At 66.7% G+C, this 11,077-nt stretch carries 13 protein-coding genes and 1 pseudogene; 2 read left to right on the top strand and 12 right to left on the bottom strand.

The features are described from left to right. Position 1 precedes the first annotated feature (1 nt). From AC1DXJ_RS08420 to AC1DXJ_RS08375, 10 genes and pseudogenes are all read right to left on the bottom strand, one after another. Positions 2-685 carry a hypothetical protein gene (locus AC1DXJ_RS08420; RefSeq protein WP_477615077.1) on the bottom strand — a complete coding sequence of 228 codons (684 nt, stop codon included), beginning with the start codon at positions 683-685 and terminating at the stop codon, positions 2-4. A 267-nt stretch (positions 686-952) separates the two neighbouring features. Further along, complete coding sequence (locus AC1DXJ_RS08415; protein WP_477615076.1) at positions 953-1,369, bottom strand: pilus assembly protein TadG-related protein; 417 nt, start codon at positions 1,367-1,369, stop codon at positions 953-955. A 125-nt stretch (positions 1,370-1,494) separates the two neighbouring features. Further along, positions 1,495-1,956, bottom strand: coding sequence for a TadE/TadG family type IV pilus assembly protein (locus tag AC1DXJ_RS08410; protein WP_477615075.1), 462 nt, complete (start codon positions 1,954-1,956; stop codon positions 1,495-1,497). Beyond that, a complete protein-coding gene (locus tag AC1DXJ_RS08405) occupies positions 1,956-2,306 on the bottom strand; it encodes a TadE/TadG family type IV pilus assembly protein (protein WP_477615074.1) in 351 nt (116 codons plus the stop codon). The genes AC1DXJ_RS08410 and AC1DXJ_RS08405 overlap by 1 nt, the downstream gene beginning before the upstream one ends. Positions 2,307-2,356: 50 nt before the next feature. Then, positions 2,357-2,584, bottom strand: a complete 228-nt coding sequence (locus AC1DXJ_RS08400; protein WP_477615073.1) for a hypothetical protein — start codon at positions 2,582-2,584, stop codon at positions 2,357-2,359. 104 nt (positions 2,585-2,688) lie between these two features. Further along, positions 2,689-3,621 carry a type II secretion system F family protein gene (locus AC1DXJ_RS08395; RefSeq protein ID WP_477615072.1) on the bottom strand — a complete coding sequence of 311 codons (933 nt, stop codon included), beginning with the start codon at positions 3,619-3,621 and terminating at the stop codon, positions 2,689-2,691. Further along, positions 3,618-4,484 carry a type II secretion system F family protein gene (locus tag AC1DXJ_RS08390; protein WP_477615071.1) on the bottom strand — a complete coding sequence of 289 codons (867 nt, stop codon included), beginning with the start codon at positions 4,482-4,484 and terminating at the stop codon, positions 3,618-3,620. Before AC1DXJ_RS08390 ends, AC1DXJ_RS08395 begins: the two co-directional genes overlap by 4 nt. Positions 4,485-4,488: 4 nt before the next feature. Further along, positions 4,489-4,839, bottom strand: a pseudogene (locus AC1DXJ_RS08385) (hypothetical protein); the annotation flags it as partial. A 103-nt stretch (positions 4,840-4,942) separates the two neighbouring features. Further along, positions 4,943-6,007: a protein NO VEIN domain-containing protein gene (locus tag AC1DXJ_RS08380; RefSeq protein WP_477636810.1), complete on the bottom strand. Its 1,065-nt coding sequence runs from the start codon at positions 6,005-6,007 to the stop codon at positions 4,943-4,945. Between the two features lie 67 nt (positions 6,008-6,074). Further along, positions 6,075-6,647: a recombinase family protein gene (locus AC1DXJ_RS08375; RefSeq protein WP_477636809.1), complete on the bottom strand. Its 573-nt coding sequence runs from the start codon at positions 6,645-6,647 to the stop codon at positions 6,075-6,077. Positions 6,648-6,966: 319 nt separating this feature from the next. Here AC1DXJ_RS08375 and AC1DXJ_RS08370 point away from each other — a divergent pair, with 319 nt between their 5' ends. Together AC1DXJ_RS08370 and AC1DXJ_RS08365 are read left to right on the top strand one after the other, a co-directional pair. Next, a complete protein-coding gene (locus AC1DXJ_RS08370) occupies positions 6,967-7,992 on the top strand; it encodes a hypothetical protein (protein ID WP_477636808.1) in 1,026 nt (341 codons plus the stop codon). A gap of 167 nt (positions 7,993-8,159) precedes the next feature. Continuing rightward, the gene (locus AC1DXJ_RS08365; protein WP_477636807.1) at positions 8,160-9,800 is read left to right on the top strand and encodes a DUF262 domain-containing protein; all 1,641 of its coding nucleotides are present in this window, start codon (positions 8,160-8,162) and stop codon (positions 9,798-9,800) included. Positions 9,801-10,155: 355 nt separating this feature from the next. On the opposite strand, the gene AC1DXJ_RS08360 is transcribed toward AC1DXJ_RS08365, so the two are convergent. Together AC1DXJ_RS08360 and AC1DXJ_RS08355 are read right to left on the bottom strand one after the other, a co-directional pair. After that, positions 10,156-10,539, bottom strand: a complete 384-nt coding sequence (locus tag AC1DXJ_RS08360; protein ID WP_477636806.1) for a hypothetical protein — start codon at positions 10,537-10,539, stop codon at positions 10,156-10,158. Next, positions 10,536-11,066, bottom strand: coding sequence for a hypothetical protein (locus AC1DXJ_RS08355; protein WP_477636805.1), 531 nt, complete (start codon positions 11,064-11,066; stop codon positions 10,536-10,538). The genes AC1DXJ_RS08360 and AC1DXJ_RS08355 overlap by 4 nt, the downstream gene beginning before the upstream one ends. Between the last annotated feature and the right edge of the window lie 11 nt (positions 11,067-11,077).

Here is an 11,077-nt window from a genome sequence, read left to right as displayed (position 1 = left end):
GTCAGCGCCGCAGTCCGGAGAGGTCGTTGCGCGCCATCGGCTGCACGACGAGGATCTGCGACCCCGCGGCGACCGACCCGGGGATGAGGGGCAGGCCTGCGGCGTCCTTGCCGAGCTCGGCGCACATCCTGCGCGCGAGCTCCAGGATGGCCTCCCAGGCAAATGCAGTGAGGGCCGCCGTCCAGCGTCCGGTGACGACCTCGGGTCCGTCGAGCCGGCTCAGGCTCGACATCACCAGACCCGTTGGCGCCTCGGGCGTCCCGACCCCGAACGGCACCGTGATCACGGCCGGTTCGGGCAGCTGGTCGCAGCCGACCTTCACGGCGACCCGGATGACTCCCGGGATGCAGGTGAGCGCGGTGGTCGAGATGTCGACCCACAGCTCGCTGCCTTCCTGCTCCCACACCACGATCGGCGAGGAGTCGGACGGCACGTCGGCCACGAAGTGGATGATGCTGCGCAGGAGGCGAGTCGCCTCGGCGGCCTTGAGCGTCACGCCCTTCTTGGGCCTGTCCCCCGGCTTGAGCCGGTCAGCGTTGCGGATCGCCTTGAGGATGGACGCATCGGTGAGGACGTCTCTTAGACCCGTCGTGCCGCCGACCCCGAGAGCGGCGGAAGCCCGCGCGCCAGAGTTGCGCGCGCCGGAGTTCCGCCCGCCGGAGGGAAGCTCGCCCCGCAGCGTCACAGCACACCTCCCTGAAGGCGGCGCGGACCATCGACAGACCGTCTCCCCGGACTCCCCAGACACGGCCAGATGAGGTGTGGCTCCGTGCCCTTCCGCAGCCACACCCAAGCGAATGCATGTCAGTGATGCTCCCTGCAGGTAACCAGCGGCGAGACTCGGCGGTCAACGGCCTGTCACAGAACCGCCACATCTGGCGACGCAAAAGTCCACATACACGACAATCGCCCGTCGCGGCCTCGCCGTGTCGCGAATCGTCAGGGCGGACGCCTAATCCAGGTCGGCGCGAGCACGCGACTCCACGGTGATCGTCACCGAGCCGCCCAAGGTGTCCAGGAGCCCACCGACCAACGGCAGCTCGGCCCGGCCGGAGAGGCGGACGACCGCGGTCTGGCCGTCCGGAGTCCCGGTGCCCGGAGCCACCTGCCAGGCCAGCATGCTGGCGGGCCTCGGGCGCTGTGCGAGGTACCCCACCGCGGTCTCGCGCACGGTCTTGCTGTTGACCGCGACCGCATCGCCCAACCCGCGCTGGTACGCACCGAGGTCGAGGGAGTCGGCCGCATCCAGTGCTGCTCCGTCGGCGGCGTCGAGGAGGCGCATCCGGGACAGCTGAACGGAGGTGACGGCCACGGTCCCGAGGATGAGCAGGATCGCCACGACGCTGAACCCCAGGATCAACAACGTCACCTGGCCCGCCTCCGGGCCGCTCCGGCCGAGCACCACTGGGGATCTCAAGCGCCTCGACAACTGCCACCAGCGGTCGCCGAGTGGCCCACGCGATGCCGCCGTGAGCTGCCCGCTGCACTGGCGGGTCATCGCTGTCCCCGGAACCGGTCGACGACGGCCACGTGACTGGCCGTGACCGGCACCTCGAGCGGCACGGCACCGCGGGCGAAGGACGGGATCAGGGGCAGGGGAACCGTCACGGTGGTCGTCATCTCGATCCGACCGTCGGGCCGCAGGCACGGTGTGCCGTCACAGGCCATCGTCAGCGCCCCGTCAGGGCCGAAGCCCTGGTCCTCGAAGGCGATCCGGGCGGCGGCTGACGCGCGCTCGCGGGCAGCCGCAGGCTCGGATGCCGTCACGAACGCCCTGCCCGCTTCGCGCGCCGCGGTCGACGCGGCATACGCAGCCGCTTGGATCCTCGACAGGGTCATCACGAGGTACAACAGCGGGACCATCAGCAACACGGCCAGGAAGACGAACTCCACGACGGCGCTGCCACGCTCGCCCTTCATCCTGAGCGCCACTGCCCGCCGACGCAGCACCAGCATCACTGCCGCTCCAGGAATGCACGACCCACGAGGTCGAACCCGCTGTCAGGGCCGAACGGTCCGAGAACGGGCAGCGGCGCGCGCACGCGCACCGCAACGACCTGCACACCTCCGGCCTCCACGACCTCGGCAGACACGTCGCGGGCAAATCGTGCCGACAGCGAGCTCCCGATGAGCTCGCGCGCGCGGGCCGCACCGACGCGCGGGTCGGCGTCGGCCCTCGCGCCGAAGCGAGCCCCCTCGGATGCGCAGGAGATGATGGTGTTGCGGACGTACAGGGCGAGCCCGACCTGGAAAACGGCGAGGAAGAGCACGGACACCAACACCGAGACCAGGACGAAGTCGACCACGGCCGCACCGCCCTCGCGCCGACCGTCGCCAGGCCTGCACCGCACGGTCGCTACCGCCGTGCGCTGTTGAGCGCGTCGGAGAACATCGTCGTGAGCTGGTCCTCCGCGACTGCCCACAGGACCGCCACCAGGCCGGCTGTCATCAGGGTGATCAGCACCCAACCCGGGACGTCGCCCCGCTCGCGGTGCTCGCGTCGCTCGCCAGGCTGGCCGACGCTCCGGAAGGCGCGGGCCCCGGCCAGCTGGGCGCGGACCAGTGAGCGGTGAAGGACTGTCATGAGGTTCCTCTCGGTGATGGTTCAGCAGGTGCTGAGCCAAGTGGTGCTGTCGTCAGGAGGTGCTGTCGTCAGGAGGTCACGTGGCCAGAAGTGGTCAGGAGTGGTCAGATCGAGAACCGCAGGAAGGCAAACCCGGGAAAGACTGCGAACAACACGGTGATCGGCAGCACGAGGAACACGACGGGGATCATCATCGCGATCTCCTTCTTGCCACCCGCCTCCATGACTGCCCGCCGGCCGGTCTCGCGAACGTCGTGCGCCTGGGCGCGAAGCACCTCGGCGAGGGGCGTGCCCCGCTCGACCGCGATCACCATGCCGTCGACGAACCTCGAGAGGCTCATCAGGCCTGTGCGGTCTGCTAGTCCCTGCAGGGCCTTCTCCAGGTTTGCTCCGGCGCGGGCGTCGGCCAGGCAGCGGCCGAGCTCGGCGGACAGCTCACCGTGCGACAGGCGACACACCCGTTCGAGTGCGCCCACGGCGCCCTCGCCCGCGCCGACGGCGAGAGCCAGCAGCTCGGCAATCGTGGGGAACTCGCCCAACATCCGCTGCTCGCGGACGTTCGCCTCTCGGCTGAGCCACTGGTCTCGAGCCACCACCGCAGAGCCGACGCTGCACAGGACGACCAGGACTGCAGGCACCACCGAACCACCCTTGCCCAGCCAGACGAGGCTGCCGACGACGATCCCCACGAGCAGGCCGACAGCGCCCCACAGCACCTGTTCGGCTCGGAACCGGTCCACGTCTGGAGCCTTGCCAGCCCGCTGGAGGCGTCGCCTCACTGACGCCGACCCGCCGAGGATGGACTCGATGCGGCCTCCGAGATCGGCGACCAGCGGTCCAGCCAGGACCCTCAGGGCGCCGGGTCGCCCGACCCTGCGAGGGTCCAACAAGCGAGAGGGGCGCGGGGCGTCACGCAGATAGGGAAGGAGTCGGTCGTCGAGGGTGGCACGGCGRTTTCGCGGCAGCCCGCCCCAGACGAGGAGCAGGCCGAGTCCCAGTGCGAGCCCGAGGGCCCCGCCGGCCAGCGCGCTCGTCATCGGAGCACTCGCTCGTCCTCGGGCAGCCGCCCGATGAAGACCATCACCCGGTATGCGGCCGCCGACACCGCCGCGCCGACGAGCAGGATCACCGTGCCGGTCGTGGTCGCATAGGCCTGGATCGACTCGGATCGGGTGCACAGCATCGCCAGCACCATCCAGGGGGCCGCGACGGCGAGCCGGGCCGCGTTGACGGTCCAGCCCTGTCGGGTCTCGAGCTCGGATCGGGTGCGGCTGTCCTCGCGAAGAAACGTCGACAGGGTGCGCAGCAGACCACCGAGATCGCTTCCGCCGACCTCCCGGGCGATCCGCAGGGACTCGACAAGCCGGTCCGCGACCGGGTCGCTCAGCCGGTCCTTGAGGCGGTCGAGGCAGTCGTGGAACCTCCCGCTGGCCCGATAGTCCTCCGCGAAGGCCTGGAACGCCGGTCGTAGTTCTTCCGGCCCACGCACGCCCAGCTGGCTCAGCGCCTCGGGCAGGGCCAGCCCTGCGCGCACCCCGGAGGTGATGTTGTCCACCGCATCGGGCCAGAGCTCACGCAGGTTGGATCGGCGTCGCCTGGCCCGCAGCCGCACCAGGGCGAAGGGGCCATAACCCGCCATGGCTGCGAAGCACAGCGCCACCGGCGCGACCCCGGTGGTCGCAAGGACCCCGACTGCGACGAACACGAAAGCCACCAGGCAGGCAACGACCAGGGTGCGTGGACCGAGGGACGGGTACCCCGCCTGGACGAGCTCGTCGTGCAACCGGTCCATGAGCGAGACCCGTTGCGGGCGTATGGGTTTCGGCTCAGGCACCCAGGCCGACCACCACAGGCAGAAGAGGCCACAGCCCAGGAGCAACCCCACGAGGATTCCGATCATCTGGTCACTCCTGGGCCAAGAGGGCGGCAACGTCGTACCCGGCGCGTCGGAACCGCTCCGGATGCGGCGGGAAACCGTCTGCTCGACGGAGCACACCCTCACGCTGGGTGAAGATGTCGGCCGTCTCGACGACGTCACCCTCGACCCGCCCCGGTACCGCGACGATCTCGCGAACCCGCCGGACCCCATCGTGGTCGAGCGCGGCGTGCACCACGATGTCGACTGACCCCGCGACGGTCGGCACGACGAACCGACTACCGACGTTCTCGCCGGCGAGCAGCGGCAGCGTGCACATCTTCGTGATGGCTTCGCGAGCGCTGTTGGCATGGATGGTGCACATGCCGGGCAGCCCTGAAAGTCAAGTTGGCAAGCCGGATTCCGAGGACGGACCTGAGGCAGAAACCCGCGGAAGAACACCAGGGATGTGGACCGCTAGGAGCTCTGGGGGTCCTTCTTGGTTAGGCGGAACCGTGGCGGTAGGACTCCAGCACGAGCGACCCAGCCTCAGGCAGGTCGTAGGCGAACTTCCGGGCCGACAGGTGCTCGTCCAGGGGTGACCAGTCGCGCCAGACGCGCATCCGCCCGCGCCGCGTCTTGATGACCTCACCGGACCGCTCCCACTCGATGCCGTCGACCACGATGAGGTCGGTCGGCTGGAAGTCGTCTGCGTGGGTCACTTCATTGATGGTGAGCTCCACGGTGCTGAGCTGAAGGGTGCTGCCCTTGACCTCGACGTGTCGCTCTTGCCCGTCGACCATGACACGGAGGTCGTAGGGCTTGCCAAGCTCCTCAATGTCAGAGGCGGGCACACCCTGATTCCGGTAGTGAGCCTTGGCCACGTCGACGGCGTGACGCTCGATGGCCGCACGAAGCTTAGGGTCCTGAATGCGTGTGACCTGTCCCTTGGACGCCTTGCGACGAGGTGGCTGAGGGTCCTCAGTGAGCTCGCCGTCATCTTCGGTCTGGGGCGCACCCGCTCGAACCTCCTGCAGTCCGAGCAGGTCAATTAGCTCGTTGGGAAACTTGGCCAGGTAGCCCTGCTGGACCCGCAGCTCACCGGGCCGATACCGATAGAACGGGAAGTACACCGGCTTGCCGTGCTCCCCTTCCAGTTTGTCGCGGACCGCGAGGACGTCGTTCATCCGGGCACTCAGGTCCGCGCGCCGCACCGGCTCCTCGAACTCGTGGAGGCCGTCGAGGGGCACGTACCAGCTTGGCCCCGTGGTGGCCACCGCCCGCTCTCTACCGCGCGTTCCGTGGGCCTGCCAGGTGATGGTCCCTATGGACGCTCCGCTGATGGCTTCCGACCACCCGATGATGGCCGCCCCACCCGGTTCATTGGTCTGGTAGTGGAGCACGCGGTCGCCGGGCTGAACGAGGGACACGGCCTCGTAAGACCACTGGGTGCTGCCGACGCCGTCGACCTGCGGGGCATGAAGGTCCTGGCCGGGAAGCTCCCTGTCAGTGATCTCCAACCAGTAACGCTGGTCAGGGTCGCCGTCCCACCACGTACGCAGAGCCATGCGTGGAGCTTGCTACATGGGTCAGCCGCCATGCACCCAAACACCCAGATTGCGCCGACCTCCATCCCTACGGCCGAGGGTCTGCCTCGATGGCTCGATAGATCGTGGCACGACTGACGGCGAGCGTCTTGGCGATGGACGTGACGTCGAAGCCGCCATCCCTCATCCGCCGTGCAGTCTCCGCCTGCGATGCACTGAGGGCTCGGGGTCGACCGACCTGGCGGCCACGAGCTGCGGCTGCCTCCCTGGCAGCGGTGGCACGCTCTCGGATGAGCTCGCGCTCGTACTCGGCCATCGCGGAGAAGATGGCAGCTTGTAGCCGGCCGGTCGGCGTGGCGAAGTCGATGCCCTCGCGCAGAGAGCGGAGGTTCACACCTCGCGCCTGCAGATCCTCGATGGTCTTGACCATGTGGGATAGGGACCGACCGAGCCGATCGAGCGCGACGACCACGATCGTGTCGCCCTCGCGGGCGTAGTTGAGTAGCGCGGCAAGCCCTGGCCGGTCGCTGCGTGCCCCCGAGAGGACATCTGCGTACACGCGGTCGGGCTCGACGCCCGCTGCAACGAGCGCGTCGAGCTGGGCGTCAGTGGTCTGCTTCTTGGTTGACACTCGGGCGTAGCCGAGGAGTTGGTTTCTCATGACCACAGGAATCAAAACTCGGCGAGGGTGTCAACTTCTGGACGGCGTGTTGTGGACAGCCTTCTGGACGCTAGGAACTGGCGTGTCGGGCCGCCCTCGGCCTGTGCGGATGGCCTGTCCAAAAGCAATCAAATGGACAGCTGCTGCACGTACCCCGTGCCCCGACTCGGTGGTCCCCCTTCCGGCCGTCTTCTGGCGCCTTGTCTCGGGATGTCGCGACGGCGCCGGTCGTTTACCGCCCTTACCCACTCCCGAACTCGGCAAGATGACCGCATGACGATTGCGTGCGCGTTGGCCCCCGCGGCGGGAGAGCTCCCCCATGGCTAGAGACAACTTCTCCAAGCGCACCGTCGCCCTGTTGGCTATGGAGGTTTCACAGCGCTGTTCACGTCCGACCTGCCGGGCGGCAACGTCTGCAGCGACGTCGGACAGCAGCGATGGTGTGGTCCTCATCGGCGTTGCGGCGCACATCACCGCTGCGTCCGAGGGCGCCGCGCGCTACGACGAGACGCTCACTAGGGAACAAAGGCGTTCGCCCGACAACGGGATCTGGTTATGCGCCGATCACGCCAAGGAAATCGATGACGACGAAGAGCGCTTCACCGTCGAGCTGCTGCACGCGTGGAAGAAGCATGCGAAGGACCTGGCGCGCAGGGAGGTTGGGCGTCCGATCGTGGCGGACACCACGGTTCCAGCGATGTTGAGGTACTCCGCAACGAAAACAGATCCCGTGGACCTAGACGCCGTACGGCATTTTGTCTGGGACTTTGTCGAGGACGTTAACGCTGGACAGGTCTGGCCAGATGCTGAGGGATACGCGGTGGCTATGGCCCTTCACGAGTTGGCACTCAACGCCGTCACCCACGGCGGGGCGGGCTTCCTGACTATGAAGGCCAACGGCAACCGCATCCGTCTTGTCCACGATGGTGACCATTTCGATGTCCTGTCGCTCCTGAGTCATCCAAAGGGTGCTGGCGGACAGCGGGCTATCAGCGATCTTGTCCGAGACCACCGGGATTGTGTTGTCCTCAGCTCGCGGGCAGCACTGGGGCGTCAGACGGTGACGCTCGGGGCTCTGCGTCAGATGGGACGAAACGACAACCCATGTGGAGTCTCAGAGAGAGAGCTCAACGTAAACAGCCTCGCCGACATTCCGAAGGTGGCCGATTGCGCGGAGGTGCATGTGTACCTGCCCCGTCGCCAGACCTACAGTGACGTGACGGCGTGGGCTTGGAACCTGGAGAGCCTGTCCCAAGAGCGCCCAATGGTTATTCATGGGCTCCCTGCGGCGAGTCCACTCCGTGGCTACATCGCTGAGCTCCTCCCAAACGTACGACTCAGCTGACTGGTTCTCCCCACGGGGACACACGCACGGCTCGCGCCCTCTGCCATCTGGCCTATTCACGAGACTGACTGGGTCCGAGTGCCAGAGAGTCGACGCATTGGCAGTGCGCCTCACCCCAAACTGCCGCTCCATCTCGTAGCGTTCCCACCGGAGCAGGGGAGGACCTAATGGCAGACACGACAGAGTTCACTCACGACCAACTCGGACACATCTTGTCGGACCACTTGCTGGAGGTCCCGGCATTTCAGCGCAGCTACGCCTGGGATCAAGGCAACGTGGAAGAGTACCTTGCCGATCTCGATGAGGCGCGGTCCAAGAACGTGGCCTACTTCATGGGAACGGTCGTCTTCGCTGCGCCGGAGGCTGCCAACGGCAGGCGGCGAATTGTCGATGGGCAACAGCGCCTCGCGACAACAGCAGTGCTCCTCATCGCGATTCGAGACCTCCTCGAGGTCTACGGAAAGGTTGAGCAAGCGAGTGAGCTGAACAAGAAGTACATCCAGGGATACGAGATCAGCGCAGAAGGCGTGGTCGAGCGATTGGTGCTCAGCCCCAAAGACCAGGAGTTCTACGACAAGCTCCTGAACGGTCAGGCCGATGAGCTGTCGGAGTCCGTTGCACTGCGGCGCGCGTACGACACTTGTGCGGGGTTCCTTCGCAAGGTCGCTCCGGAGAAGAAGGACTATCGCAAGCTGATCGAGGTCTTGGCACAGCTCGACAACCAGGTTCAGGTTCTGGTCGCAGTCGCATCAGATCTTCCTGAGGCATACGTCATATTCGAGACGCTCAACGACCGTGGGGCCGACCTGACGACCGCCGACCTCCTCAAGAACTTCCTGTTTTCCCGCGCGCGCAATCACTTCCGGTACGTTCACGACAAGTGGGTTGCTTTGGAAGCCAACTTTGAGAAGTCTGAGGATCTCGTCAAGTTCATCCGCTACGAGTACGCGTCCCGCCACGGCGCCACAACTACGCGGAAGCTGTATCGCGCAATTCAGGGGGACATCAAGTCGGATAAGGACGCCAAGGCCTACGTACAGCGACTTTCGCAAGCGCAAACGATCTACCTAGCCCTACGAGACCCGGAGGACCCGTTCTGGGCAGATGTGAGCGTTAGTGTTCGCGACGCGCTTCTGGCCTATCGACGCTTCGGGTTTGAGAGCAGCATGCCGCTGCTGATCGCAGCCTTCCAGAACTGGAACAAGCCAAACGCTGCGCGGCTACTCATTAAGGTCGCGAAGTGGTCTGTGCGTGCTCAGTTTGCTGGGCGAATAGGCGCAAGCCTCTCCGAAGACGCCTTCGGCTCGGCCGCCGAAGCACTCAGCTCCGGCGAGGCGCACAACCAGACGAGCGTTCGCATTCACCTAGCCCGATTGATCCCAACCGACACGGAGTTCAAGTCAGCCTTCACCGAGTACGGCGCAATCTCCGTCGCACGGGCGAAGTACGTACTTGCAATGCTGGAGAAGGCCGACGACGCGTTGAATCAGCGCCCCGAGCGACCCCTGGAGTGGCACACGCAAGCTGTCACTGTCGAGCATGTGATGTCCAAGGCCGCAGGCAAGGACAAGAACAAGGAGGAGGTCGCAGTTGCCCTAGATCGCATCGGAAATCTCGCCCTCCTGGAGAAGCGCATCAACCGCGAATTGGGCAGCAAGCCCTTCTCGACGAAGGTTGAGGCGTACCGGAAATCTGACTTTCGGCTCACGGCGAGCCTCGCAGAAATCGAGAGTTGGGACCTCGACGCCATCCAAAGCCGGACGCGCAGCCTCGCGGACCTGGCGTGCAAGGCCTGGCCCTCAACCTAAGTAGCCGCCCGCGCAGGCGGGGAGTGAAGCAGCGCTGGGCCGCTCCCAGCCCACGAGCCCGAGCCCAAATCCGGCAGGACGCTTCCGTATGTGACCCACCGTGCCCGGCACGGGCTCCTGAGTTGGCAACGGCCAAGCCCTCGCTGTCACCCTCTGTCGCTGACCCAATCAGGCGAGCCCCATCGCCCCCTGCCGAAAGGCCAGCAGCCACCGACGTTGGCCGGAGTGGCCTTCTCGTCAACCCTGAGCCGACGGGACAGGGCGCGGACCACCCGCAGGTCCGGGATGGACGACCCGGGGAGACCAGTGACAACCTGCGGCCGAGGAGAACGGATCCGCGCCCTGACCTGTCGGCTCATGCGTGCGGCGTGACGCTGGCGTGGAGGACCGCGACGAAGGCGCTCAGGGGCATGGTTACGTATGCCGACTCGATGGGGTGGCCCTTGCGGCGCTGGATGGAGGCGAACAGCTCCTTGCCGGCGCGATCTGCCTCACGCTCGATCTCGGCCATGGCGGTCCCGAGGTCGAGGTCTCTCTGGTTGCGGACGCCGATGGCCCAGGAAAGGCCCACGATGTCGCCGGTGTCGTTCGCCCACCGCTCGTGCTCACTGAGGCCGCGCCCTTCTGGCCGCGTGTCCGCTTGGCTGAGTCCCTGCCGCAGGAGATAGAGCAGAACCTCGTTACGGAAGGCGAGGCTTCGCTGCTTGTTGGAGCCGGGCTCGGTGGCGGGGACGCTCATACCCAGGCTCCGGGCTCACGCTTGCTCTGGTCGAAGGTGGCCAGCGTGCGGGAGGTGGACTGGGTGCCGTACTTGGCGCGGACGGCTCGCAGGGCGGCGAGGCGCTCCTGCTCGTCATCGATCTTCCATGCGGCACGCCGCTCGGCCTCGGCTTGGTCCCACCACTCCTGGCTGCCACGTACGAGGCGGTCGACGCCGTGGGGCCACGGTCCTCGTCGGACCATGACCTTCCCCCACCGCCGAACCTGCTCCTCCTCGCAGTCCAGAACGTCCGGGTCGAGGATGGAGCGCCCGAAGCGGTCCCGAAACGCTTCCAGCATGAGGGAGCTGATGGTGACCTCGGTCCCATAGCCGATGACCTCGTGGTGGGTGTAGTCGAAGGCCCACGTCAGCGTTCCGAGCAGGTGAACCTTGCCGCCTGGCGCGAGGGGCGCGAGCGGCTCAGTGCCGCTGTCGGACTGCTCGGCAGGGGTGGCGGGGTCGTCGATGGAGACCCTGTCGGTCGTGGTGTTGGTGGCTTTGGCCATGGCTGCTCCTC

Source organism: Pedococcus sp. P2_D9, assembly GCF_056404275.1.
The sequence above is the reverse complement of the archived record's forward strand: the minus strand, read 5'-3'. Positions and strand labels throughout refer to the sequence as shown.

Coding starts and splice junctions, on each gene's coding strand:
- AC1DXJ_RS08400 (WP_477615073.1), bottom strand. CDS start 2,584: ATGACAGTCCTTCACCGCTCACTGGTCCGCGCCCAGCTGGCCGGGGCC.
- AC1DXJ_RS08370 (WP_477636808.1), top strand. CDS start 6,967: ATGGCTAGAGACAACTTCTCCAAGCGCACCGTCGCCCTGTTGGCTATG.
- AC1DXJ_RS08380 (WP_477636810.1), bottom strand. CDS start 6,007: ATGGCTCTGCGTACGTGGTGGGACGGCGACCCTGACCAGCGTTACTGG.
- AC1DXJ_RS08355 (WP_477636805.1), bottom strand. CDS start 11,066: ATGGCCAAAGCCACCAACACCACGACCGACAGGGTCTCCATCGACGAC.
- AC1DXJ_RS08375 (WP_477636809.1), bottom strand. CDS start 6,647: ATGAGAAACCAACTCCTCGGCTACGCCCGAGTGTCAACCAAGAAGCAG.
- AC1DXJ_RS08360 (WP_477636806.1), bottom strand. CDS start 10,539: ATGAGCGTCCCCGCCACCGAGCCCGGCTCCAACAAGCAGCGAAGCCTC.
- AC1DXJ_RS08410 (WP_477615075.1), bottom strand. CDS start 1,956: ATGCTGGTGCTGCGTCGGCGGGCAGTGGCGCTCAGGATGAAGGGCGAG.
- AC1DXJ_RS08365 (WP_477636807.1), top strand. CDS start 8,160: ATGGCAGACACGACAGAGTTCACTCACGACCAACTCGGACACATCTTG.
- AC1DXJ_RS08390 (WP_477615071.1), bottom strand. CDS start 4,484: ATGATCGGAATCCTCGTGGGGTTGCTCCTGGGCTGTGGCCTCTTCTGC.